Here is a 23924-nt window from a genome sequence, read left to right on the forward strand (position 1 = left end):
AATCATTGACATTTATTCTATTATGTTTTATGATATGTATGTTTTCACACTTTAAACAGATAAAATTTTACAGTGCGAAGTTAAAGCAGAAGCTATATAACTACATTTTATTGTTCAGTTAACTGGAGGAAAGAAAATGATTATTGTATTAAAACCACATACCAGTGAAGAAAATATCAGCCGGGTAGAAAATCAAATTAAAAAGAAGGGATTAGATACCCATATCGTCCGCGGTACAGAGATGACTATTATCGGTTGTATCGGAGATACGACTTTAATTGACCCCAGACTTTTTGAAGTAGATTCCTGTGTAGACAAGGTAATGCATGTGCAGGAGCCTTACAAGCTTGCCAACCGCGCTTTCCACCCTGAGGATTCTGTAATCGACGTATCCGGTGTAAAAATCGGCGGCGGTCATATGGGATTAATCGCCGGCCCCTGTTCGGTAGAAACCTTTGACCAGGTACTCTCCATTGCAAAAGATGCGAAGGCTTCCGGAGCCAATCTTCTAAGAGGAGGCGCTTTCAAACCGCGGACCAGCCCATATTCTTTCCAGGGGCTTGGATTAAAAGGATTGGAAATTCTCTGTGCCGTAAAGGAAGAAGTCGGGCTTCCCATTGTCACAGAGCTGATGTCAACTGAATATCTGGATATTTTTAACGAGAAGGTGGATTTAATCCAGATTGGCGCCAGAAATATGCAGAATTTTGATCTGCTCAAGCAATTGGGGCAGGTAGAGCGTCCCATTCTATTAAAACGCGGATTAAACGCAACGTATGAGGAGTGGGTAATGTCCGCAGAATATATTATGGCATCTGGAAATGAAAACGTTATTCTCTGCGAACGCGGTATACGTACCTTTGAAACATTTACAAGAAATACGCTGGATTTGCAGAGCATCCCCGTGCTGCGTAAAAAGACGCATTTGCCCGTTGTCATCGATCCAAGCCATGCCGGCGGAAAATGGTGGCTTGTAGAACCAATGGCAAAGGCAGCAGTGGCGGCCGGTGCTGACGGTCTTATGATCGAAGTCCACAACGATCCAGAAAATGCATTGTGCGACGGCGCTCAGTCTTTAAAGCCTGCTAAATATGACAATCTGCTAAAACAGGTAAAGCAAATTGCACAGGTTGTCGGAAAAGTTATATCCTAGGGGTATTTTAAAAACAGGAGGTTTTGACATGGAACTGACAGTCAATTTAGGAAAGAACAGTTACCCAATTCTTATCAAAAATGGAATTCTCTCCCATGCGGGGGAATGGATTGCAAAGGTTTTCACCGGAAAAAAGATCATGATTATTTCTGACGATCATGTATTTCCTATATACGGGAATACGCTGCTTGCCACTCTGTCTGATTATGAATGTCATTCTCTTGTTCTCCCTCACGGTGAAACGATCAAAAGCTTTCAGACTCTTCCGTCCATCTATGCGGCTCTGCTTGATGCAAAAATTTCCCGCAGCGACCTTGTTATCGCCCTGGGAGGAGGTGTCATCGGTGATCTCGTTGGATTCGCGGCAGCCAGCTATCTGCGGGGCGTCAGGTTCATCCAAATACCGACTACCCTTCTCGCGCAGGTGGACTCTTCCGTAGGGGGAAAAGTAGCCGTAGATCTTCCACAGGGAAAAAATCTGGTCGGTGCTTTCTATCATCCCAAGATGGTTCTCATCGATCCGGATGTTCTTGACACTCTTCCCGCACATTTTATCAGTGATGGAATGGGAGAGGTAATCAAATATGGATGTATCAAGGATGCCGCCCTGTTCGAAACACTTATGTCTTGTTCTTCTTTTGAGGAGCTAAAGCCGCAGCTGGCCTCTGTCATTCTGCGCTGTGTAGACATAAAACGTGTTGTCGTAGAAGCAGATCCGTATGACACCGGAGAACGTATGCTTTTAAATTTCGGACATACGCTTGCTCATACAATTGAACAGCACTATCATTATGAAAGAGAAAGCCATGGGGAGGCTGTCGCAATCGGTATGTACCAGATATGCCGGATTGCCGAAGCAAAGGGGCTCACTGCCTCAGGCTGCGCCGCTTCCATCAAGAAAGCTCTCGATATTTATGGACTGCCGCACACCTGCGGACTTCCCATAGAGACACTGAAAAATGCAATGACATTGGATAAAAAGAATTTAAACGGCAATCTGAATGTCATCTTACTGCATGAAATCGGAAAAAGCTACATTTATCCGACCGAAATTCAATTTTTTAAAGAAGCAGGAGGGATTTAATTTTGCGTTTTGGAATCCTGGGAGAGCATCTCTCCCACACACTTTCTCCCGAGCTGCACGAGGAGTTATTTCGCCGACAGGGGATAGACGCCACTTATGAAGTGTTGGAACGTTCGCAAGAAGAAGTTGGCAGCATACTGGAAGAACTGAAAGAAAAACAGATAAGCGGGATCAATGTTACCATTCCTTATAAAGAGAAATTGTGTCAGATGGTAGACATCCTGGATTCTCATGCCGAATGTATCGGCGCTGTCAATACCGTTCTGTTAAAAAACGGCTTGACATATGGCTACAATACAGACTATCTCGGCGCTGTCAGTATGTTTCAAAGCGCAGGCGTCACACTCCGCCAAAAAGAAGCCGTTATCCTGGGCTCTGGGGGCGCCTCCAGGGCACTGATCTATGCCATGTACACAGAAGGCGCTTCTAAAATTACCGTTGCCGCCAGAAATGAGGAGGCAAAGCAACGTTTAAAAGAACGTTTTCCTTATATTCATACCTGCACATTACATGATATTCCCTCCGGAGATATTATTATAAATACAACTCCAGTTGGTATGTATCCAAAAGTCGGGACAAGCCCTGTCCCCGCTTCTGTTATAAAATGTTTCTCTGTCGCTGGAGACATCGTCTATAACCCTATGGTAACGGAATTTCTTCATCTTGCAGAGGTATCCGGACTTCTGACTGTCACCGGACTTAGAATGTTGGTAGATCAGGCAATTGCCTCTGAAGAAATCTGGCTTGGTAAATCTCTCGATTCTACTATAGGTACAATTCTGCATGATCGTCTGGCAAAAAGATTTCTCTAAATTTTAAGGGGATTGCCGTCATACTCAGCAGTCCCCTTATATTACTTCCTATCTCTTTTCATTATATGAGTCCATAATGCTTCAAAGCATAATAAATCCCGTCATCTTCTACCTTCTTTGTCACGAATTCTGTATGCTTTTGCAGTACCGTATCATGAACCCCCATAGCTACTGCGTGCCTGGCATATTCAAACATTGCCAGATCGTTGCTGCTGTCTCCAAACACATATGCATTGTCTATGTCTATCTGAAATTTTTTCAATATATATTCACATGCTGTCGCCTTAGAATACCCTTTCTGTATAACTTCATAGGCGTATTTTCCCCGCCCCAGTATTTCCATATCTTCTGAAATAAAGTCAAAGAACTCTTTTTTTCTGCTTTTTTCATCCGCGTACACAAACAACTTATCATATACAAAGTCTCCTGTCTCCATATACTGTTCCTGTCCAATCCCTGCGCGATGAAAATACCGCCTTGTGCTTTCCAATGGCTCAAAGCGTGAAACCCGTTCCGGCAGATAATTATCTTCCGTCCCCTCGGCCACCCCTGCTATATTACATTCGATCATCTTCTGTATAATCTCACGCCCTCTCTTTTTCGGAAGAGGATGGGCAAGCAATACTTCACTTCCATACAAAAGATATGTTCCACATCCGCACAAATATCCGTCAAATGGAAACCTTCTAAGCTCCGGCGGAATACTGCACACTGTCCTCCCTGTATTAATAAACAACAGATGCCCCTGTTTTCTTGCACAAGCAAGAGCTTCCATTGCACTGTGTGGAATTTCATGGGTTATTTCACTTAAAATCGTACCGTCAATATCAAAAAATAAAACTGATTTTTTCATTCCCTTCCTTCTCCCAGATTTAAAAGTTTCTTTTTATCTTTTTTCACTTTACCACCCTTTCCTGTAAATGTCCATAGTACTGCTACATTCCTTCCACTTCTGACATCATATAAAGCCGCCTGCATAAACACTCTTTTACACGCATAAAGTATTAAAAATGGATGACGCCGGCGCAATGTAATGCCGGCAGGGTGATAAACATATGCGTATTCCTTTACCTAACCGGCCGTCTGTAAAAAAAGCAGGCGGATGCCTCCTTCTATTTGCCATTGCTTTTTTCACTGGCGGAATTATCGGAAAACTAACTGCTCCAGCTTCTTTCGTATCCTCTGAAGCTGTTCCGGCCTCCGCTGAAGGGAACTGGGGCTTAAGCTTTCAAGACGACGGACAGCCGCCCACCGCCAATGCCACTTTTGAAGAATTAAAACAGTATGACGCTTATTACGCGCAGGATACAGATGAAAAAGTACTTTATCTGACCTTTGATGCCGGATATGAAAATGGAAATACTGAACAGATTTTAGATGCGCTAAAAAAACATAAAGTGCATGCTACTTTTTTTGTCGTCGGTACTTATGTAGAATCAGAACCCGAGTTGGTAAAACGTATGGTAGAAGAAGGACATACTGTGGGAAACCATACCTATCACCATCCTGATATGTCTCAAATCTCTACAATAGAAACCTTCCGCGAAGAATTGGAAACTGTAGAAGATGCATTTGAGAACGCCACCGGAGAAAAGATGACGAAATTCTACCGGCCGCCGCAGGGCAAATACAATGAGGCAAATTTAAAGATGGCAAAAGAACTTGGATATAAAACCTTCTTCTGGAGCCTGGCTTATGTAGACTGGTATCAAGACAACCAGCCTTCCAAAGAAGAAGCCTTCGACAAGCTCTTGAACCGGATTCACCCAGGCGCGATTGTCCTTCTGCACAGTACCTCTTCCACCAATGCACAGATATTAGATGAACTCCTTACGAAATGGGAAGATATGGGATATACAGTAAAACCTCTGGAACAGCTGGTAAATGCCAGCTGAACCAGAGGCTCGCTTTACTCGTTATTATTTAGACTTTTTTCCACGTGCTTTAAACTCTTCCACAATCTGCACCATTTCCGGTGACGGATTTGAAATTACCGCCTTGTTTAAAATTCTGCACGGCGGATTCTCTGCCACGTTTTCCACCGCCGCTTTCACAGCAGATACGCTTCCACTCATAAAAATCAACGCATGCCCGCCGCACATTGTATCCTGTGTCTCATATTTTACATCTGCGGTTTTTAACATCTGGTCCGTTACCAGCACCGCATTTGCTTCCCCTAGAACTTCTATCAATCCGAATGCTCCGTATGTCATACTTCCATCCTCTGCTTTCTTCCCAATCTCATCTCTTACTTTCCTATCGTCATTGTCATCGCTGTCTCCGTATCTGCTGACGGAGCCGCAATCACTGTATGGGATACAATCTTCGAAAGTGGTGCTGCTGTCTCCAAAGCAACCTCCATTGCCGCTTTTACATCAGACACCTTCCCTCTCATTTTCACGCAGGCGCCCGTACCAAGCCTGTTTCTTTCCACAGCCTGTATTCTTACATCCGCCGCCTTCGCCGCAGCATCCAACGCCACAAAACATGCACATTCGCTTTCCAACTCAAACATCCCGATTGCCATTCCTTCATATCCGCTGCTCATGTATTCCTCCTGCCCGCAGAACCTATCTTCTGCCTGTTTACCATACTTATAATCAATTATATAACTGGTACTACCAATTTTCAATAAAAATCTACAAATTCTGTTGGAAATTTGTAACAGTTCAGCCCGCGCCATTCGTAAAACCGCACTGCGTGCTTATTGTGGCTGCCGCCACCGTTTTTCATTGACAGGCGCTTAAGCTCATACAGATGTACGCTCGCAAAAACATGCAGGCATGTTTTATGCTTCCCGCACACTGTATGGCTAAACTGTTACCGTAATTTTCTTTTTCATAATATAGAAGTAAAACGGTACAAGAGGAATCAAAGCTGCAATCCAGGCTGCCGGATCTGCCAGACATACGCCAATAAATCCCGTCTTACCTGAAACAAGCAGAATAATTCCTGTCCTTGCAACCAGTTCAAAAACACCTCCCAACATAGGAATCAGACCATAGCCCATTCCTTGCAGAGCATTGCGGTATAAAAAAATGCATCCCAAAAATGGATAACACCAGGCAACTGCTTTAAAATATGTAACCGCGGCATAAATCACTTTTGTTTCTGAGCCATCCGTAAAGAGTAAAACCATGTACTTTCCAAACAGATACACACAGACCATCATCACAAAGCTCCATCCCAGTATCATCCATTGTGTACAGCGCACGCCCTGCTTTACGCGTTCCATCTTCCCTGCGCCTCTGTTCTGCCCCACAAAAGTGGCGGCTGTCGCCCCAAAAGAAACAAATACGGCAGCTATAATATTCTGCAGCTTGCTTGCCGCAGAGAAACCTGCGATATACACTGCTCCATATACATTGACAGCCCCCTGTACAATAATAGTACCTATCGCAGTAATAGAAAACTGTAATCCCATAGGAATCCCCAGCCCTAGAAGCTTCTTGATACTCTGTATAGAAAAATGGAAGTTTTCTTTTCTTAAATGCAGAATCGGAAATTTCTTCACAATGTACAGCAGGCATAATGCCGCAGAAATTCCCTGCGCAATTACAGTAGCATAGGCACATCCCTCTACTCCCATATGAAAATTGACAATCAGTACAATATCCAATAGCACATTGATCGCCGCGGAAATCATCAGAAAATACAGCGGAGATTTAGAGTCGCCCAGAGCGCGCAATACAGCCGCGAGAAAATTATAAGCCGCCGTCACAAATAGCCCCGCATAAATAACTCCCATGTAAGCGCTGATATCTCCGATCAGATTCTCTGGAGAATTCATCAAACGTAAGATCGGACGGTTTGCCGCCTCAAAGCCAACCGTCATTATAATAGAAAAGGCTGTCATCAAATACACAGACATAGCCACAAAATGACGCATCCTCTCCAGTTTTTTTGCCCCAAAGCACTGCGCTACTAAGATGGCAAATCCACTTGCCAATCCATTCAGCCAGCCTGTTACAAAAAACATAAGAGAAGATGTACCTCCGATAGCTGCAAGCGCATCTACGCCGATAAACTGCCCTGCTACAATAGAATCTGCCAGATTGTAAAGCTGCTGAAATATATTTCCGAGACACATCGGAATCATAAAACGCACAATCAAATTTACTGGTTTTCCAACTGTCATATCATTTGTCATATCTTCTCAATCCTTCTCGTAACTATTGAATCACTTATCCTTTGATATATTTGTTCCCTTTATTCTCAAAAAAAGATATGCCTTCCCATCGAAAAGCATATCCTCTCTTTCCATTTTTACAACGCTGTTTATTATACAGAACGGCCTCCGATTTGTAAAGAAAAATTTTTATTTTTTTATAATTCTATGTAACAGTTCAGCCATACAGTGTGCGGGAAGCATAAAACATGCCTGCATGTTTTTGCGAGCGTACATCTGTATGAGCTTAAGCGCCTATCAATGAGTAAAACGGCGGCGCAGCCACGATAAGCACACAGTGCGGTTTTACGAATGGCGCGGGCTGAACTGTTACAATTCTATATGAAGCCTTTGTTCTTCTATGTTATGCCGTTTCACATATCCGGTAAGAATCATAGTCAGTGCGCCGTCTCCTGTGATGTTGCATGCCGTTCCGAAGCTGTCCTGCAGGGCAAAAATTGTCAGCATCAACGCCGTCCCTGTCTCGTCAAATCCCAATACGCCTGTGATAAGCCCCAGAGAGGCCATTACTGTTCCGCCTGGAACTCCCGGCGCGCCAATCGCAAAAATTCCCAACAGAAGACAGAACAAAATCATCGTTCCCAGGGAGGGAATTTCTCCATATAAAATCTGGGAGACAGTCATAACAAAAAAGACTTCTGTTAAAACCGAACCGCACAAATGTATATTCGCAAATAATGGGATCCCAAAATCTACCATGTCGTCTCTAAGGGCTGGCTCTGACTTCTTCGCACAGCGCAGCGCTACCGCAAGTGTCGCCGCAGATGACATCGTACCTACTGCAGTAATATATGCCGGACCATAATTCTTTACCACTTTCAAAGGATTATTCTTAGAGTACAAGCCCCCTACCAGGTAGAGAAGTGCCAGCCAAATATAATGTCCGGCCATCACAATCAATACAATTTTTATAAATACAGGAAGCTGCTTTGTAATCGTTCCCTCATAAGACAGCGCACAAAATGTAAATCCTATGAAAACCGGCAAAACAGGAATTACAATTCTAGATACAACCTCCAGAACAATTTTCTGAAACTCATCCAGAACATTTGTAATTGTCACTGCCTTTGTCCATGTCGCTGCCAAGCCCACTAAAACCGAAAAGACAAGCGCACTCATTACTGACATAATCTGTGGAATATCCAACTGGAATACAACCTCCGGTAATTCCTTCAAGCCATCAACTTCAGATACAATCGACAGATGTGGAATCAGACCATATCCCGCTCCCATTGCCATAAACGCCGCCAATACAGAAGATACATAAGCGCAGACAACCGCGACTCCAAGCATACGCGAAGCATTTTTTCCTAATTTTGTAATGGAAGGTGCAATAAATCCAATGATAATTAATGGCACGCAGAAATTAATGAACTGTCCTAACACATACTTCACAGTGACAACGACATTCATTACACTTTCTCCTGCCGCCTGACCTACCAGTATTCCGATTACAACCCCCAGTAAAAGCTTAAACGGCAGGCTGCTGCATATTTTTTTCATAGCATATCCCTCTCTTCCTTCTATACATCATACAATATAAAGGTATTATAATCTATATATGCCGTACTTACAAGAAAGTTTCTTAAAAACAGATGGTCTCCTTGCACCTATACAGTTTATGTAAATTATGTTATTTTATTTATAGCTTCTCTGTCAGAAAAAGCTGGAAAGGAATACCTATATGAACAAGAATATCAATCTTCTGGAGGGAAATATTCTCCCTTCTCTCACAAAGCTTGCTTTTCCCATCATGGCGACTTCACTCGTCCAGATGGCTTATAATATGACAGATATGATTTGGATAGGACGAATCAGCAGCAATGCCGTCGCTGCTGTAGGAGCCGCCGGAATGTATATGTGGTTTGCCAACGGTATCGCCACACTCTCCCGTATAGGCGGACAGGTAAAAGTAGGGCACTCCATCGGCGAAAGCAATATCGCACTCGCCGCCCGCTATGCCAAAAATGCACTTCAGCTGACTTCTTTTCTTGGAATTTTATATGGAGTTTTATCTCTTCTGCTGCAAAAACCTCTGATCGGATTTTTCCGCCTCAACAGTCCTTCTGTAATAGCAGATGCCAGAATCTATCTTGCCATTACCTGTGGGCTGGTTTTATTTTCCTTTTTGAACCAGGCCTTTACCGGAATTTTTACTGCTATGGGAAACAGCCGCAGTTCCTTTTTGGCAACCGCTGTTGGGCTGGTAATGAATATTATTCTAGATCCGGTTCTTATCTTTGGAATCGGCCCGTTTCCAGAAATGGGCGTTGCCGGCGCCGCCGTTGCCACCGTACTTGCGCAGGCTGTTGTTACCTTGATGTTTCTGCTCTTCTGCATAAAAGACACGTTTCTTTTTCGACATGTACAGATTTTTAAAGCGCCGGATTTTCCAATCATAAGTGAGCTCATAAGAATCGGTCTTCCGACAGCAGTACAAAGTATGATCTTTTCCGGTATCTCTATGGTAATTGCACGCATCATTTCTGGTTTTGGAGATGCCGCTATTGCAGTACAAAAGGTTGGTTCCCAGATTGAATCCATTTCCTGGATGACATCGGATGGTTTTGCTGCTGCGGTCAATTCTTTTGTCGCACAAAACTACGGCGCTAAAAATACAAATCGGGTGCGCTTGGGCTATCGGTGTGCCATGACTGTAGTGCTGCTTTGGGGTGCTTTTACAACCTTTGTCTTGTTTGTCTTTCCAGAGCCTGTCTTTCGTATCTTCATCACAGAGAAAGAGCTTCTTCCTATGGGAGTAGATTATCTGAAAATTCTCGCTGTATCTCAGCTCTTCATGTGCATGGAGATCACAACAGCCGGAGCTTTCAATGGATTAGGGCGTACAATTCCCCCTGCTGTAGAAGGAATTATACTGACTGCTGCGCGGATTCCACTTGCCCTCCTTCTCATACTCACTCCGTTGGGCTTAAACGGGATCTGGTGGGCAATCACCATCTCCAGTATATTAAAAGGGGTAATTCTATTTGGCTGGTTTTTACTTCATATGAAAAAACATTTAAAAGAGGAATCTCCTCTTCCCTCTGCTAAAAATACTGTATAAAAAAATTTTAAAAAGGAGCCGTTATGAATAGAAATGATATTCTCTTAATACATGGTACTAATTACAAAGAAATGACCAAACACCTATTGGAAAAAGCAGATTTGGCAGGGCTAATCAACGATTCGCACAAACGCATTGCCTTAAAGCCAAATCTCGTCGCCCCTTCTTCTCCTTCTGAAGGCGCTACCACCCACGGAGAGCTAATAGAAGGAACGTTGGAATATCTTCTGGAACATCATTTCTGCAATATTACGGTTATGGAAGGCTCCTGGGTAGGAGCAAAGACCAGCGATGCTCTTCGTGCCACGGGCTATGACCGCATTTTAAAAAAATATAACATTCCGTTTGCTGATTTACAGAAAGACACCTGGCATGAATATGATGCCTGTGGAATGAAAATCCGGCTTTGTGATAAAGCCGCTGCTGCCGATTTTATGATCAATATTCCTGTACTCAAAGGACATTGCCAGACCGCCGTCACCTGTGCTTTAAAAAATCAAAAGGGGGTCATCCCAAACAGTGAAAAGCGCCGCTTTCATACTTTGGGACTGCACAGGCCGATCGCACACTTAAATACAATTGTCCGAAATGACTTTATATTGGTTGATAATATATGTGGGGATTTAGATTTTGAAGAAGGCGGAAATCCCGTAGAGATGAATCGTATTCTCGGTTTCCGAGATCCGGTTCTCTGTGATGCCTTCGTATGTAAAACAATGGGATATGCCCCCGAAGATGTCCCCTATATCACTCTGGCAGAAAATTTGAAAATTGGCAGTACCGACCTTTCTCATGCTAACTGTATCTATTTAAATCATCCAGAAGCAGAACAACAACTGCCTCAGACAAGGCGGGTGCAAAAATTAGCGAAATACATCTCTTCCTCTGATGCATGCAGTGCATGCTATGGTTCACTTATCTATGCTCTGGACAGATTAAACGAAAAAGGATTCCTGCACGCTGCTCTTCCCAAACTTGGTATTGGACAGGGCTTCCGCGGCAAAGATGGGAAAATCGGCATCGGACAGTGCACCGCCTGCTTCCATAAAAGCTTGAAAGGGTGTCCTCCCAGTGCTGCTGACATATATAAATTCCTGTTGAAAAACTGGAGATAAATGAATATCCGCCATACCATTACTGATATGGCGGATACTAGATTCTATTTTGTCAGCAGCAGCATAATTTCATTGCTTCTCTGTACAAATGCTGTCATTTCTTCCGGATTTAAAGGCTTATGTGCAAGCATTGCTAAATCATAAAGTTGCCTGCATATAATCGAAACATTCTTGCTGCGCTTATGTTCTACCAAAAACTTTACAAGTGGATGATTCGCATTTAAAATCAGTGTTGCCTTGCTTCCAAATGCACTCATATCCATGCCGCTCATTCCATACATTTTCATCATTTCTTCCATTCTTCTGTTCTCTTCTGAAAGAACTGCCATAGAAGCGACATTATCATCCTTTAATTTTTCTACCTTTACGTCCAGCTTGTCATTGTTCAATTCTTTTCTAAAAATCTCAACTAAGCTGTCCGTTGTCTTCTGGAACTGCTCTTTTTCCTCCTCAGACACTTCATCCTTCATAGAGGCATGCACATCAGCGTCAATCCGCAGGAAACGCACATCCGTATGTTTCTGTTCCAGATAGCTTACAAAGGCAGAATCAATATTGTGTGTCAGAATCACAGCGTCTTGTCCCTGTGCTTTAAACATATTGATATACTGACTCTGCTGCACTTCATCTGTCACATAGTAAATATTCGTCTTTTTCTCTTCTTCCTGCTCTGCTGCATCTGCACCCTCTGCCTGCTCTGCATTGTCCTGTACTTCTTTTTCTTCCTCTGGTTCTTCTACAGAACCGCCGTTTTCTTTGATGATATCTTCCAGTGTTAAATATTTGTGCTCCAGATTCTTATAAATCATAGAATCTTTCATCTTTTCACCGAATTTTTCATCCTTCAGACATCCAAATTTGATAAACGGACTGATGTCATCCCAGTATTTCTCATAATTTTCTCTGTCTGTCTTAAACATTCCGGTTAATTTGTCTGCTACTTTTTTAGAAATATAATCAGCCACTTTATTTACAAAACCGTCGTTTTGCAGAGCACTTCTAGATACATTCAGCGGAAGATCCGGACAGTCAATCACGCCTTTTAACACCATCAAAAATTCTGGAATCACTTCTTTGATGTTGTCTGCGATAAATACCTGGTTATTATACAGCTTGATTGTTCCCTCAATGGATTCATACTCCATATTGATTTTCGGGAAATACAGAATTCCTTTCAAATTAAACGGATAATCCATGTTCAGATGGATCCAGAACAGCGGTTCTTTGTAATCCATAAACACTTTCCGATAAAATTCTATATATTCTTCTTTCGTACATTCACTCGGATTCTTTCCCCAGAGAGGATGTATATCACTGATAGACACCGGACGCCTTACAATTTTCGCCTTCTTCTTCGGCTCGCCTTCTTCTCCTTCTTTTGGTTCTTCCGTAATGTGTTCTACCACAGTATCTGACTCAAGTACGTCTTCTTCATCAATGGTGTCATACTGAGGCTCTGCATTCGCCTTGGACAAAAAGATCTCCACCGGCATAAAGGAACAATATTTTTCGAGTACTTCCCTTGCCCTGTATTCATTTGCAAATTCCAGGCTATCCTCGTTTAAGAACAAGGTAATCTCTGTTCCAACCGTCGTCTTATTGCCATCCTGCATCTCATATTCCGTACCTCCCTGGCTGGCCCAGTGCACCGGCACAGCATCCTTTTGATAGGACAGCGTATCGATCTGCACTTCATCTGCGACCATAAATGCAGAATAAAAGCCTAGTCCGAAATGCCCGATCATTTCATCCTCTGTCGTTTTGTCCTTATATTTTTCCAAAAACTGTGTTGCGCCTGAAAACGCGATCTGCGTAATATATTCTTCTACCTCGTCTGCTGTCATTCCAAGACCATTGTCAATAAATTTCAATGTCTTTTCTTCCGGATTAACAATCACCTCAATCTTTGCCTTATAATCTTCCGGCAGTTCGTATTCGCCCATCATGTCCAGCTTTTTTAATTTGGTAATCGCGTCGCAGCCATTGGACACCAGCTCGCGGAAAAAAATGTCGTGATCCGAATATACCCATTTTTTGATAATTGGAAATATATTCTCACTGTCAATCGATAAATTACCCTTTTTTGTCGCCATATATAACACTCCTCTTTCCATAAAATACTTTCAATCATGTCTAAAAAATATTCTAATACAGTCAATTTTAAATGTCAATACAAAATTAGCACTCTTTCAACCAGAGTGCTAATAAAACCGTAAAATTTATTAAATATCTATAAACTTTATTTTTAACATGTTATAATAAATTGTACCTTGTCAGGCGAAGCCCGCCTGCTGGAGGCGTAAAATACGTGATGCACACTGCGCAAAAATAGAAAATAAGCTGCTGACACAGCCGTACTTTGGCGCGAAAATGTGCGAAATACATTTTTTAAGAAGGAGATTTCTCATGGAAAACTTTATGATGAAAAAAGTAAAGAATGATACACAGATAAAAGAGATCGCCAGGCTTGCCAAAATAATCTGGCATGAACATTTCACTCCTATTATCGGGGAAGGGCAGGTCAATTATATGGTAGATAAGTTTCAGTCTTACTCTGCATTGACAGAGCAGCTAAAAAATGGATATGAGTATTATCAGATATATTTTGACGGTGAGTTCTGCGGATATTGCGGTATTCACCCGGAAGAAAGCCGCCTCTTTTTAAGCAAGCTCTATCTGAAAAAAGAAGTCCGCGGAAAGCATCTCGCCACGCAGACCTTTCAGTTTTTAAAAAATATCTGCCGTGAAAGAGGGCTCTGTGCCATCTGGCTTACCTGCAACAAGCATAACGATGGAAGCCTCGCAGTTTACCGTCATCTAGGCTTCCAGACAATCGATGAACAAGAGGCAGACATCGGCGGCGGGTATATCATGGATGATTATATTATGGAGTATTCTCTCTGAATCCCTCTCCATACACTTCGCTTGTCTCCGTAAACATTAAAAAAGCACACGGATCTACTTCATGTACTACGTTTTTAACGGCGTAAGCCTGAGACTTGGAACACGCACACAAAAGAACATCTTTTCTTGTATTTGTGTAGGTTCCAAGTGCCTGAATCGCCGTAGTTCCTCTTCTGTTTATCTCTCCAATTCTCTCTGCTGTCTCTTTGCCTTTGCCAGTTATGATAATCGCAAGTGACCCTGCCCCTGTACCATACAGCACTTTGTCAATTACGACTGTGCACACAAAAGTAGAAGCCACCCCGTACAATACGGCATCTACATTTCCAAATACCGGCCAGCCAAGCAAGATAATTACCAGGTCTATCAGCATAATCAAGGTACCGATAGAAAGGTGTGGTTTCTTTTTCTTAATTGACAACGCCAGAAAATCGATCCCCCCTGAAGAAGAGCCCCGCATATAAAACAGCGTCATTCCCGTTCCCAGAAAGACGCCCGCATACAATGCTGCCAAAAACGGGGAGCCTGTATAAGCAGGAGTAAAGGGGAAAATTCCATCCAGAATAATATTCGAAACCAGCATGGATACAGCAGATTTCATAAGAAACCGTTTGCCGACCAGTTTATAACTGACTGCAATCAACGGAATATTTAAAAGAAGCGTTGTTGTTCCGACGGGAAGCCCTGATAAATGGTTCAAAATCAGAGCAAATCCGGACACTCCTCCCGGCGCAAATTCTGCATTTTTTGCAAATGTATAAATTCCCGCGGCATACAGGGTTCCTCCTGCAATATCATACAATACATCCAGACAGATCTTCTTTGTGTCCCTTTTCTTTCCTGTCATCTTCCCTGTTCTCCTACCTTTCCCACCAGAAACTTGAGCTGTCGTGAAATCAGTATGTGTAAAATCTGGAAAATTTATTCCCTCAGAAGAACAGACTTATTTTTTATCCAAAAAGCTTCTTAGTATAGGTGTACAAGGGGCTATTTACGCTCGATAAACCCCTCTCCAAAAACCTCACTCGTCTCTGTCACCATCACAAATGCGTCTGGATCTGCCTCATGGGCGGTATTTCTCACCGTATATGCCTGGGAAGTAGAGCATGCACACAGCAATACTTCTTTTTGTGCCTCTGTATATGTACCACGCGCCTGAATAGCTGTAGATCCTCTGCCGATACTTTCGCCTATTTTCTCTGCAACCGCCTGCCCATGATCTGTAATAATAATCAGCAAGGTGCCAGAGCCCATGCCGTAAAGAATCTTATCAATCACTACCGATGTCACAAAGGTCGCCGCCAAACCATACAGAACAGAATCAATATTTCCAAACACCGGCCACCCAAGCAGAATAATAATCAAATCAATTGCCATTGTCACTGTCCCTAAAGAAAAATGCGGCTTCAGTGCTTTGATAGACATCGTAAGAAAATCCGTTCCGCCGGAAGAAGATCCCCGCATGTAAAACAGCGCCATTCCTGCTCCCAGGCAGACACCTGAATACAGCGCTGCCATCAGAGGTGAGCCTGTATAGGACGGTGTATGCGGAAAGACAACATCTAGAAAAATTGTACAGAAAATCATGCTGCGCGCCGTCTTGATTAAAAATCGTTTTCCAACAATACGCCAGCTTAAAATAACCAGCGGAATATTAATTACCAGCGTTGTTATACCAATCGGCAGCGCCCACAAATGGTTGATAATCAATGCAAGACCTGATACTCCTCCCGGCGCGAAATTTGCCGTCTTGGCAAACGTATAGATTCCCAGCGAATATAAAATGCTGCCGGCAATGTCAAAAAATATATCTGTCGCAAACTGTTTTGCTTTTTCTGTCTTCACCCCATTTTGTACCCTTCCCTTCCGTTTTGAGTTTCCTGCCTGCATAAAGCATATGTGCTCTCGATTTTTCCGTTATACTCCAATTCATGCCTCTTTTGCAATACTCTTAACAGACTTTTAATATATGGCGCAGGCTTTTTAATGTCATTTTTAAATATCTTTATTATTGCACTGACATCTTTTCCAGCTCATCTTATATTCTGTCTCCCCTGTATTTCTATCCGTTTGCTCAGAGACAAGCTCAAACATTTCTCTTAAATAGAATCGGGCTGCTGCTTCATTCTTCTTATAAACATGCAATGTAATCGCCGGATAAGACTTTTTGATATGAGATAAAAGCTTCATTCCAATTCCCTTACGCCGGAAATCATGCCTCACAAAAATTCCCGCCAGATACTCTCCAATCATGCCTGCAAAGCCACATATCTCCCCGTCTATTTCATACACAAAAATCTCCGCTTCTTTCAGCCCTTCTCGGGTCTTTTCATAGTTTGCGCGCCAATAGTCCTGCGAGATAAACGGATGCGCTTCTATATTCCCATCAAGCCATATCTGTAAAATAGATTCTGTATCCTTTTGCCAGTATTTCCTTACCATCTCTCTTGCAGCTCTCCTTGGCTTTATTCTTCTCCACTTAATTCTGTCCGCACTGTTTCCAGCGCTTTTTCAAGCTGATTGTCTGCCTCTGGATTCTCTGCATTCACCTCGTATTCCACCTCAATATCTGGTGTAATTCCAGTTCCATTAATACTTCTTCCACTCGGTGTATAATATTCCGCTATCGTCAGTTTCAAATAGGTTCCGTCCTCCAGGTCGATTAACTGCTGCACTACACCTTTTCCATACGTTGTTGTTCCTACAATGGTTCCAATGCCATAGTCCTGCACTGCACCTGTAAATATTTCAGACGCACTCGCACTGTACTGGTTCACAAGCACTGCTAACGGCTTTGTGAATGTATGCTTCCCGTCACAAGTAATTTTCTCTTCATTTCCGTATTTATCTTTGGTAGACACAATCGTGCCCTCCGGCAGAATCAGCTTCAGCATTTCGGTCACTGTGTCCAGATTTCCTCCTGGATTACTGCGCAAATCAATCACTAGTCCCTGCATTCCCTGCGATTCAAGCCCTTCAAGTGCTGTCTTGAACTGCTCATAGGTCACTTCATCAAATTCGCTTACTGCGATATAGCCTATCTGGCCGTCTTTCATCTCATATTCGACAGTCTGCGCCTCTATCTCATCCCGCACAGCAGTCAGCTTTACCTCTTCTCCATCTCTTTTTACATATAAATCGACCGTTGTACCTTTTTCTCCTTTGATCCATGAAACAACCTCTGTAAGGCTCTCATCTGCTATCACATGATCATCCACCCGATATAAAACATCATCTGCCCGAAGCCCTGCGTTCGCAGCAGGTGAGTCTTCGTACACACTCACAATCACAATCTCTTTGCTTGTCATGTTTTGCGTAAGCGTGGCGCCCACGCCGAAAAATTTACCGGATGTCGTTTCCAAAAGCTCTTTTGTCTCCTGTTCATTATAATATTCCGTATATGGATCTCCCAGGGCCTGTGCATACCCTGAATAAATCCCATCTACCAAAGCATCGCCGTCTATCTCATCACTGTAAAGATAATAGGCATCGATCCATTTTCCCAATTGTTCCAGCTTCTGCTCAATCTCTTTACTATCATCTGTAAGAGAGCCTTGTGCATCTCCCTTCTCCGGCAGCATGCCTGGAATTATCTTCCACGCACCCCAGATACATCCAATCACAAGCAGAGCTGCTGCTGCTCCGGCGAACATTCCTTTTAAAAATCTTCTATCCTCTTTCATCTTTTCATCCTGCTTTCTTACTATATTTCCTTTTCACTAATACAGGCAATGCTGTCCCAAGCTTCTGTCAGTATATAAAGGACAAAGCAGAGTATTTTCTCTGCTTTGTCCTTCCCTCATATCTTTCCTTCTGTAATTTACATATATTTATCTGGATTCACTGCCACTCCATTTTCTTCTACCTGGAAATGAAGATGCGGCCCTGTTGACTGCCCTGTTGTCCCCACGCAGCCAATCTGCTGTCCTTTTTCCACATACTGCCCCTGTGCAACGCATAAAGAGCTGTGGTGCATATATTTTGTCGTCAGACCATTTCCATGGTCGATTACCACCCAGTTGCCCGCACTTGAACTATATCCTGCGATTATGACTGTTCCTGCTGCTGCCGCATATGTAGGTGTCCCTTCCGGTGCCGCATAGTCATGTCCTTTATGTCCGCCGACCTCAAATTCACGAATCTCTCCAAAATAGCTGGACTGATACGTATACCCCGGGCATGGATGTGTAAAATATCCATTTCCACTCACTACATTCTCACCCGGCTGTGTCCATGAGCCTCCGCCCTGTGACTGTGAAGCCGCCTGCTCCTGCTGGATCCTTTTTGCTTCTTCCGCATCCGCGAGCAGTTTTTCCAGTGTTTCCGCATTATCTCCAATCTGCGCGTCTAAATCTGCCAGAAGAACCTCATTACTGTCGAGTAATCCTTCTACCTCTGTCTGCTTCGCCGTCAGCTCTGTCTGAAGATCGCTTAATTCGTCATATTCTGTCTGAAGCGTCTGTTCTTTTTCTTCTACTTCTGCTACAATATCCTGAAAATCTTCTAACTTCTCTCTGTCATAATCAGACATCTTAGACGCATACTCCGCTTTATTTAAAAATTCTCCCAGAGTCTGGCTCTCCATCATTACTTCAAGAATCTTTGTATCGCCGTTTTCATACATGAACTGAATCCGCTTTTTCATGCTCTGGTACTGCTGGTTTTCGTCTACCTTTGCCGCAATCAGATCATTTTCCGCCTCTTCTATTTCACTCTGCTTCTTCGTCATCTTCGATTGCGTCTCATTCATATCCTCGACAATGTCATTCAACTGCGTGGTAAGAGAATTTTTCTCTGCCTCCGCCGCGCTTTTCTGTCCTTCTAATTCTTCTGCTTTTTTCTGTGCGTCCTCTATTGTAGTTGCATTTACATTCATTACCATCCCGACGCTCATTACAAAAACAAGTACCCCGCTTATTATACTCCTCTTTCGTCCCATAGCTGCCTCCTATACTTTCAGATGCTTGCGCACTGTGAAGAAACTTCCTATAAATCCAATTCCAATACCAAGAACAATTCCTATCGGCAGCAGATATTTATACACATCTGATACCGGAAGAAAACTAATGATATTTTGCAGAATCCTGAACTTCTCCATAATGTACAGTACAGCCTTTTCATACAGCATATAAAGAAGCGCCAATGGAATAATTGCTCCAAAGAGTCCCATAATCAATCCTTCGATTACGAACGGCGACCGGACCACAAAATCTTTCGCTCCGATATATTTCATAATTGCGATTTCTTCTTTACGGACTGTGATTCCCATCGTAACTGTGTTGCTTATCAGGAAGATAGACACACCAAACAAAATCGCGATAATCGCTATAGATACATATCCTACCAGCTTATTTACACTGGTCAGTGTATTTGCCACCACATCGGATTTGTTTACATCCCTGACGCCGTCCAGGCTCTGCGCAAATTTTACAAGCTCCTGCTGTGTGGAGGCAAGTGACTTGCTTCTTGCCGTCAGATCTCCTGCGTCCTCCGACGTCTTCATATATACTTCATAGTTATCAGAATCAGCAAGCGGATTGTCATCCTTAAATCCTTCCGCTAATTCTGGTTTGCCTTTAAAATATTCTTGTTTATAGCTTTCCCATGCTTCATCCGCTGAAACATAGATTACTTCTGACACGTCATCTCTGCCGCGCAGTTCTTCTCCTATTTTGTCAATCTGTGCCTGGGTCGCATCCTCATCAAAGAACACAGTGATGGCAACTCCTTCCTCTGCTGTTCTTATAATATACTGAAAATTCAGGATGATTGAAAAGAACAACCCAAACAAGAAAATACAAGCTGACATCGTCGCAACAGATGCGAGCGAAAACATCTTGTTTCTCCAGATATTCTTAACCCCTTGTTTTCCAACGTATCCTAATGTACTAATTCTCATCTGTATACCCACCTTTTTGTTCATCACTAACGATTACGCCCTGTTTCATCGTAATAACACGTTCGTTCATCTCGTTTACGATCTCCTGGTTATGTGTCACGACAAGGACTGTCGTTCCACGCTCATTTGCCTCCTTCAAAAGACTCATAATCTCCCATGAGTTTGTCGGATCCAGGTTTCCAGTCGGCTCGTCTGCCAACAAAATTGCAGGTTCATTTACAATTGCCCTTGCTATCGCGACACGCTGCTGTTCTCCCCCTGACAGTTCTTTTGGAAATGACTTGTACTTCTGTGCAAGTCCCACAAGAGATAACGCCGCCGGTACCTTTCTCTTGATAATCCTTGTTGGTGTCTCCGTAACACGCAGTGCAAAAGCAATATTTTCATAAATATTTCTGTCTTTCAGAAGTCGGAAATCCTGAAAGACAACCCCCAGGCCTCTTCTGTACTTAGCAATGTGACGATGCTTCATTCGATTCAGGTTCTGTCCGTTTACAATGATTGTGCCGTCTGTCGGGTTCAACTCCTTCATAATCAGCCGAATCAGCGTGGATTTTCCAGATCCGCTGTCCCCAACGATAAATACGAACTCTCCCTGTTCGATCTTCACGGATACTCCGTTCAGGGCAGCATTCCCCTTAGAGTATTCCTTCGTTACATTTCTTAATTCAATCATATGCTCCTCCTAATTATTCATACTCCTTAGTACTCCAATGACTCCATATACTTCATGTATTTTACTACCATAAGAGCAATCTTAAATGTAATCGCATCTTCAAAAATGCGAAGGTCAAGTCCTGTACTCTTCTGCAGCTTATCTAAACGGTATACAAGAGTATTTCTGTGAATATAAAGCTGTCTGGACGTTTCTGATACATTCAGACTATTTTCAAAAAACTTGTTGATAGTCGTCAATGTCTCCTCATCAAAATCGTCCGGAGATTTCCCCTCGAAAATCTCTTTTATAAACATCTTACACAGTGGAATCGGAAGTTGATATATCAAGCGCCCAATCCCCAGCGTACTGTAGGCCACAATATCTTTTTCATCAAAGAATATCTTCCCTACATCCAACGCAAGCTTCGCTTCTTTATAGGATTTAGAAACCTCTTTAATATCGTTTACTACCGTTCCGTATGCTATGTGAATCCGCTCATCGCCTCCCTCTGCTTTGAGCGTCTCCAGCATATCCCGCGCCATTTTATCCAGTTCCCTGCTGCCATCCTTCTCCGAAAGCTCTTTCACGACGATGATATTTTTTTCATCTACTGCTGTGATAAAGTCTTTTGACTTCCCGCCCAAAAGATTTCTGACATTGTCAAGCGCTGCGCTGTCTTTTTCATGTGATGTCTCAATAATAAAGATAACACGTTTTACTTCTGTGTCAATATGTAATTTTTTTGCCCGGTTATAAATATCGACCAGAAGAAGGTTATCCAGCAAAAGATTTTTGATAAAATTATCCTTATCGAATCTTTCCTTATACGCTACCAAAAGGCTTTGTATCTGGAATGCCGCAATCTTTCCCACCATGTAAACATCTTCACTCTCTCCGTCCGCCAGGAGTACATATTCTAACTGCTGTTCATCAAAAATTTTGAAAAACTGGCACCCCTGGATAACCTGACTGTCCGCAGGAGATTCCACAAATGACAGTACCGCATTTTCAAATTTAGGCCCTTCTTCAAATGTAGCGGCAAGTATTTTCCCCTCTGTGTCCAATACACAGAAATCAATTCTGGAAATACCCTTTAATCCTTCAATTGTGCTTTGAAGTATCTGATTCGAAATCATACTTTTTTCCTCCACTCGTCCACCTAATTCCATGTGCATTTTTCACAAAATCCCTATCCCGCAAAAAACACATGCATACATATACAAATACTATATTAAGGCAAAACAGCAAAAAAAGAAAGAGTAAATCTATTATTTTTAGGCATTTCCCAATAATTTTTACAAAAAATTCACATTTTTACATATATACAAGTTTAACAAAAGCCTGCTTAAAAACTAGTTTTCCTTCTTCTGTCTTTCCACTCTGTAACGGAATAATTTCTTCAAAAAAAATTCTTTCAGCCTTCCACGCATTTTTTTATCCGTATAATTCTGCATAAGCAGGGTGCCGCACCCCATCCATAATTTCACATTCAGCAATGCTTTCTGTCCGGCTATAAATTGTTCCTGCCAGGGGGAGGAGAGTACGGAAACCAGACAGTCTGTCTCTGTCCCGTTGATTTCATTGATTACTTTTTCTTCCTGCCCTGCGTCTTCCGGCAAAGCAGCACCGCCCGTAATCACAATCCCTCTGTGGTAATGCCGTATCTCTTCTTTCAAGGACTCCAATACTTCTTCACTGTCCGCTAAAAGAAAAATTCTTCTTCTATTCTTCTGAAGGTATTTTAAAAACAATTTCAGAAATACCTTGTCATCTGCCTCCCGTATCAAACTCCGATCTTGTACCTCTGCAGCCACAAGAATTTCCTGTTCCCCGGGAAGTGCCAGATCCATTTTTCCAATTTTCTCTTTCCACTGTACGTTGTCCTGCTCCTTTAAGAGCATGTCCATTGTCACAATTTCTATTGTATGAAGGGATTCCGTCCCCAGATATTCTATGACCCGCTTCATCGCTTCTTTTGCAGTGAAGCTGTGCATATTCACATCAAATATATTGATTGTCTCTTTCATTCTTATCACCCATGAACTTTCTCCCCAGTCGTAATATTTTAGCAGATATGTATACTTTTGTAAAGACTCCCGCTTTTTTGGTTTTTTACTCTGCAATCTGCGCAAATGCAAAAAATCCACGGTTTTCGCCGTAACGAAAAATATTTATCAGCAGAAAAACCGTGAATTTCTCTAAAGACAGACTATGTTCTAAGATTTTACTTCTCTTTTTTTCTTTGTCACAAGCCCTCCGATTCTTCCAGTCTCTTTGGATGTCAAGGAACGCCAGCCATTTGCCAGCACTTTATCCAGCAGTCCTAATTCTTCTGCAATCTCATATTTTATCTTCTCTTCTGGTTCCAGGTTTTTCAAATCTATCGGTTTTTCCTTTTTCTTTGCCATGGCAATCCTTCTTTCTTCTTTTTGCTGAAGTATTGCCACAAAAATAACAGCCCATTCAAAATATTACATTTTGAACGGGCTTTCTCTCTGCACCTTTCCTGCATTTTCTGTTTTCTTATTCCTGTGGTATGACAATGGCCGCAATAATATACGCCAGCACTCCCGAACCAGTACATCCAAAAATCACGAACAGCAGTCTTATCAGCGTAGGATCTACATTGAAATATTCGCCAATCCCGCCACATACGCCGCAGAGCATTTTATTTGTTCTTGAACGGTATAACTTTTTCGTTCCCATATTAAATTCCTCCTAAAAATATCGCATTGATCTTACTGGAATATATTCCCCACTCCTCTTTATAGATTCCGAGTTTTTCTCTGCCTTTGTCTGTTATCTTATAGTATCTTCTGTTTCTGCCGTCAAACTGCCTGTCCTCGCTTGTAAGACATCCATCCTTTAAAAGTCTCCGTAAAACCGGATACAGGGTGGACTCTGATACATCCATCACATTCCTTACATCCTGTGTAATTTTATATCCGTATGTTCCTTCTGTCTCTCCGGATACAACCGCCAGTACAACGGCATCCAGAAGCGCTGCTCCTGTATTAAAAACCATGACGGCTCTCCTTTTCCTTAC

At 42.6% G+C, this 23924-nt stretch carries 26 protein-coding genes; 7 read left to right on the plus strand and 19 right to left on the minus strand.

Going from position 1 to position 23924, the window contains the following annotated elements; translation table 11 throughout:
- Positions 1–136: 136 nt before the first annotated feature.
- Genes aroF through H8S37_RS06830 form a run of 3 tightly spaced genes read left to right on the plus strand, consistent with a single transcriptional unit; the run spans position 137 to position 3049 of the window.
- Positions 137–1153 (plus strand): 3-deoxy-7-phosphoheptulonate synthase, encoded by a 1017-nt coding sequence (gene aroF, locus H8S37_RS06820; protein ID WP_186875245.1) that lies wholly within the window; start codon positions 137–139, stop codon positions 1151–1153.
- Positions 1154–1181: 28 nt separating this feature from the next.
- The gene (gene aroB, locus H8S37_RS06825; protein WP_186875246.1) at positions 1182–2237 is read left to right on the plus strand and encodes a 3-dehydroquinate synthase; all 1056 of its coding nucleotides are present in this window, start codon (positions 1182–1184) and stop codon (positions 2235–2237) included.
- A 2-nt stretch (positions 2238–2239) separates the two neighbouring features.
- Positions 2240–3049 carry a shikimate dehydrogenase family protein gene (locus H8S37_RS06830; RefSeq protein ID WP_186875247.1) on the plus strand — a complete coding sequence of 270 codons (810 nt, stop codon included), beginning with the start codon at positions 2240–2242 and terminating at the stop codon, positions 3047–3049.
- Positions 3050–3110: 61 nt separating this feature from the next.
- Here H8S37_RS06830 and H8S37_RS06835 read toward each other — a convergent pair whose 3' ends face one another.
- Together H8S37_RS06835 and H8S37_RS17415 are read right to left on the minus strand one after the other, a co-directional pair.
- On the minus strand, positions 3111–3902 hold the full coding sequence (locus H8S37_RS06835) for a Cof-type HAD-IIB family hydrolase (protein ID WP_186875248.1): 792 nt from the start codon (positions 3900–3902) through the stop codon (positions 3111–3113).
- Positions 3899–4027 (minus strand): hypothetical protein, encoded by a 129-nt coding sequence (locus H8S37_RS17415; RefSeq protein ID WP_279287356.1) that lies wholly within the window; start codon positions 4025–4027, stop codon positions 3899–3901. The genes H8S37_RS06835 and H8S37_RS17415 overlap by 4 nt, the downstream gene beginning before the upstream one ends.
- Positions 4028–4104: 77 nt before the next feature.
- On the opposite strand from H8S37_RS17415, the gene pdaA reads away from it, so the two are divergent.
- Positions 4105–4944: a delta-lactam-biosynthetic de-N-acetylase gene (pdaA, locus tag H8S37_RS06840; protein WP_186875249.1), complete on the plus strand. Its 840-nt coding sequence runs from the start codon at positions 4105–4107 to the stop codon at positions 4942–4944.
- Positions 4945–4968: 24 nt separating this feature from the next.
- Here the strand turns inward: pdaA and H8S37_RS06845 are convergent, their stop codons facing one another.
- From H8S37_RS06845 to H8S37_RS06860, 4 genes are all read right to left on the minus strand, one after another.
- A complete protein-coding gene (locus H8S37_RS06845; protein WP_186875250.1) occupies positions 4969–5262 on the minus strand; it encodes a BMC domain-containing protein in 294 nt (97 codons plus the stop codon).
- Between the two features lie 35 nt (positions 5263–5297).
- The gene (locus tag H8S37_RS06850) at positions 5298–5597 is read right to left on the minus strand and encodes a BMC domain-containing protein (RefSeq protein WP_186875251.1); all 300 of its coding nucleotides are present in this window, start codon (positions 5595–5597) and stop codon (positions 5298–5300) included.
- Positions 5598–5861: 264 nt separating this feature from the next.
- Entirely contained in the window at positions 5862–7199 is a 1338-nt protein-coding gene (locus H8S37_RS06855) for an MATE family efflux transporter (protein ID WP_243207077.1), read from the minus strand.
- Positions 7200–7547: 348 nt separating this feature from the next.
- Positions 7548–8741, minus strand: coding sequence for a dicarboxylate/amino acid:cation symporter (locus H8S37_RS06860; RefSeq protein WP_186875252.1), 1194 nt, complete (start codon positions 8739–8741; stop codon positions 7548–7550).
- 181 nt (positions 8742–8922) lie between these two features.
- On the opposite strand from H8S37_RS06860, the gene H8S37_RS06865 reads away from it, so the two are divergent.
- Both H8S37_RS06865 and H8S37_RS06870 read left to right on the plus strand, forming a co-directional pair.
- Positions 8923–10302 (plus strand): MATE family efflux transporter, encoded by a 1380-nt coding sequence (locus tag H8S37_RS06865; protein ID WP_186875253.1) that lies wholly within the window; start codon positions 8923–8925, stop codon positions 10300–10302.
- A gap of 23 nt (positions 10303–10325) precedes the next feature.
- The gene (locus tag H8S37_RS06870; protein ID WP_186875254.1) at positions 10326–11417 is read left to right on the plus strand and encodes a DUF362 domain-containing protein; all 1092 of its coding nucleotides are present in this window, start codon (positions 10326–10328) and stop codon (positions 11415–11417) included.
- Positions 11418–11461: 44 nt separating this feature from the next.
- Here H8S37_RS06870 and htpG read toward each other — a convergent pair whose 3' ends face one another.
- Positions 11462–13510: a molecular chaperone HtpG gene (htpG, locus tag H8S37_RS06875; RefSeq protein WP_186875255.1), complete on the minus strand. Its 2049-nt coding sequence runs from the start codon at positions 13508–13510 to the stop codon at positions 11462–11464.
- 313 nt (positions 13511–13823) lie between these two features.
- On the opposite strand from htpG, the gene H8S37_RS06880 reads away from it, so the two are divergent.
- On the plus strand, positions 13824–14321 hold the full coding sequence (locus tag H8S37_RS06880) for a GNAT family N-acetyltransferase (RefSeq protein WP_186875256.1): 498 nt from the start codon (positions 13824–13826) through the stop codon (positions 14319–14321).
- Here H8S37_RS06880 and H8S37_RS06885 read toward each other — a convergent pair.
- The 12 genes from H8S37_RS06885 to H8S37_RS06940 form a co-directional block, all read right to left on the minus strand.
- On the minus strand, positions 14302–15168 hold the full coding sequence (locus H8S37_RS06885; protein WP_186875257.1) for a YitT family protein: 867 nt from the start codon (positions 15166–15168) through the stop codon (positions 14302–14304). The genes H8S37_RS06880 and H8S37_RS06885 overlap by 20 nt on opposite strands.
- Before the next feature lie 140 nt (positions 15169–15308).
- Positions 15309–16166, minus strand: a complete 858-nt coding sequence (locus tag H8S37_RS06890) for a YitT family protein (protein ID WP_330604872.1) — start codon at positions 16164–16166, stop codon at positions 15309–15311.
- Positions 16167–16316: 150 nt separating this feature from the next.
- On the minus strand, positions 16317–16763 hold the full coding sequence (locus H8S37_RS06895) for an N-acetyltransferase (RefSeq protein ID WP_186875259.1): 447 nt from the start codon (positions 16761–16763) through the stop codon (positions 16317–16319).
- Positions 16764–16786: 23 nt separating this feature from the next.
- Positions 16787–18004 (minus strand): S41 family peptidase, encoded by a 1218-nt coding sequence (locus H8S37_RS06900; protein WP_186875260.1) that lies wholly within the window; start codon positions 18002–18004, stop codon positions 16787–16789.
- A 137-nt stretch (positions 18005–18141) separates the two neighbouring features.
- Positions 18142–19260: a murein hydrolase activator EnvC family protein gene (locus tag H8S37_RS06905; protein WP_186875261.1), complete on the minus strand. Its 1119-nt coding sequence runs from the start codon at positions 19258–19260 to the stop codon at positions 18142–18144.
- Positions 19261–19269: 9 nt separating this feature from the next.
- The gene (gene ftsX, locus H8S37_RS06910) at positions 19270–20220 is read right to left on the minus strand and encodes a permease-like cell division protein FtsX (RefSeq protein ID WP_186875262.1); all 951 of its coding nucleotides are present in this window, start codon (positions 20218–20220) and stop codon (positions 19270–19272) included.
- Complete coding sequence (gene ftsE / locus H8S37_RS06915; RefSeq protein WP_186875263.1) at positions 20210–20896, minus strand: cell division ATP-binding protein FtsE; 687 nt, start codon at positions 20894–20896, stop codon at positions 20210–20212. The genes ftsX and ftsE overlap by 11 nt, the downstream gene beginning before the upstream one ends.
- A 26-nt stretch (positions 20897–20922) precedes the next feature.
- Positions 20923–22014, minus strand: a complete 1092-nt coding sequence (locus H8S37_RS06920) for a PucR family transcriptional regulator (protein ID WP_186875264.1) — start codon at positions 22012–22014, stop codon at positions 20923–20925.
- Positions 22015–22230: 216 nt separating this feature from the next.
- Positions 22231–22905 (minus strand): WecB/TagA/CpsF family glycosyltransferase, encoded by a 675-nt coding sequence (locus tag H8S37_RS06925; RefSeq protein WP_186875792.1) that lies wholly within the window; start codon positions 22903–22905, stop codon positions 22231–22233.
- Between the two features lie 189 nt (positions 22906–23094).
- On the minus strand, positions 23095–23286 hold the full coding sequence (locus H8S37_RS06930) for a small, acid-soluble spore protein, alpha/beta type (RefSeq protein WP_186875265.1): 192 nt from the start codon (positions 23284–23286) through the stop codon (positions 23095–23097).
- A gap of 115 nt (positions 23287–23401) precedes the next feature.
- Entirely contained in the window at positions 23402–23584 is a 183-nt protein-coding gene (locus tag H8S37_RS06935) for a PspC domain-containing protein (protein WP_186875266.1), read from the minus strand.
- A 1-nt stretch (position 23585) separates the two neighbouring features.
- The gene (locus H8S37_RS06940) at positions 23586–23903 is read right to left on the minus strand and encodes a PadR family transcriptional regulator (RefSeq protein ID WP_186875267.1); all 318 of its coding nucleotides are present in this window, start codon (positions 23901–23903) and stop codon (positions 23586–23588) included.
- Positions 23904–23924 lie beyond the last annotated feature (21 nt).

It is taken from the genome of Mediterraneibacter hominis (assembly GCF_014287475.1).
GTDB lineage: Bacteria > Bacillota > Clostridia > Lachnospirales > Lachnospiraceae > Mediterraneibacter > Mediterraneibacter hominis.

Bases quoted from the DNA above. Each gene is read 5' to 3' on its own strand.
- aroF (WP_186875245.1), top strand. From the start codon at position 137: ATGATTATTGTATTAAAACCACATACCAGTGAAGAAAATATCAGCCGG.
- aroB (WP_186875246.1), top strand. From the start codon at position 1,182: ATGGAACTGACAGTCAATTTAGGAAAGAACAGTTACCCAATTCTTATC.
- H8S37_RS06835 (WP_186875248.1), bottom strand. From the start codon at position 3,902: ATGAAAAAATCAGTTTTATTTTTTGATATTGACGGTACGATTTTAAGT.
- H8S37_RS17415 (WP_279287356.1), bottom strand. From the start codon at position 4,027: ATGCAGGCGGCTTTATATGATGTCAGAAGTGGAAGGAATGTAGCAGTA.
- pdaA (WP_186875249.1), top strand. From the start codon at position 4,105: ATGCGTATTCCTTTACCTAACCGGCCGTCTGTAAAAAAAGCAGGCGGA.
- H8S37_RS06845 (WP_186875250.1), bottom strand. From the start codon at position 5,262: ATGACATACGGAGCATTCGGATTGATAGAAGTTCTAGGGGAAGCAAAT.
- H8S37_RS06850 (WP_186875251.1), bottom strand. From the start codon at position 5,597: ATGAGCAGCGGATATGAAGGAATGGCAATCGGGATGTTTGAGTTGGAA.
- H8S37_RS06855 (WP_243207077.1), bottom strand. From the start codon at position 7,199: ATGACAAATGATATGACAGTTGGAAAACCAGTAAATTTGATTGTGCGT.
- H8S37_RS06860 (WP_186875252.1), bottom strand. From the start codon at position 8,741: ATGAAAAAAATATGCAGCAGCCTGCCGTTTAAGCTTTTACTGGGGGTT.
- H8S37_RS06865 (WP_186875253.1), top strand. From the start codon at position 8,923: ATGAACAAGAATATCAATCTTCTGGAGGGAAATATTCTCCCTTCTCTC.
- H8S37_RS06870 (WP_186875254.1), top strand. From the start codon at position 10,326: ATGAATAGAAATGATATTCTCTTAATACATGGTACTAATTACAAAGAA.
- htpG (WP_186875255.1), bottom strand. From the start codon at position 13,510: ATGGCGACAAAAAAGGGTAATTTATCGATTGACAGTGAGAATATATTT.
- H8S37_RS06880 (WP_186875256.1), top strand. From the start codon at position 13,824: ATGGAAAACTTTATGATGAAAAAAGTAAAGAATGATACACAGATAAAA.
- H8S37_RS06885 (WP_186875257.1), bottom strand. From the start codon at position 15,168: ATGACAGGAAAGAAAAGGGACACAAAGAAGATCTGTCTGGATGTATTG.
- H8S37_RS06895 (WP_186875259.1), bottom strand. From the start codon at position 16,763: ATGGTAAGGAAATACTGGCAAAAGGATACAGAATCTATTTTACAGATA.
- H8S37_RS06900 (WP_186875260.1), bottom strand. From the start codon at position 18,004: ATGAAAGAGGATAGAAGATTTTTAAAAGGAATGTTCGCCGGAGCAGCA.
- H8S37_RS06905 (WP_186875261.1), bottom strand. From the start codon at position 19,260: ATGGGACGAAAGAGGAGTATAATAAGCGGGGTACTTGTTTTTGTAATG.
- ftsX (WP_186875262.1), bottom strand. From the start codon at position 20,220: ATGAGAATTAGTACATTAGGATACGTTGGAAAACAAGGGGTTAAGAAT.
- ftsE (WP_186875263.1), bottom strand. From the start codon at position 20,896: ATGATTGAATTAAGAAATGTAACGAAGGAATACTCTAAGGGGAATGCT.
- H8S37_RS06920 (WP_186875264.1), bottom strand. From the start codon at position 22,014: ATGATTTCGAATCAGATACTTCAAAGCACAATTGAAGGATTAAAGGGT.
- H8S37_RS06925 (WP_186875792.1), bottom strand. From the start codon at position 22,905: ATGAAAGAGACAATCAATATATTTGATGTGAATATGCACAGCTTCACT.
- H8S37_RS06930 (WP_186875265.1), bottom strand. From the start codon at position 23,286: ATGGCAAAGAAAAAGGAAAAACCGATAGATTTGAAAAACCTGGAACCA.
- H8S37_RS06935 (WP_186875266.1), bottom strand. From the start codon at position 23,584: ATGGGAACGAAAAAGTTATACCGTTCAAGAACAAATAAAATGCTCTGC.
- H8S37_RS06940 (WP_186875267.1), bottom strand. From the start codon at position 23,903: ATGGTTTTTAATACAGGAGCAGCGCTTCTGGATGCCGTTGTACTGGCG.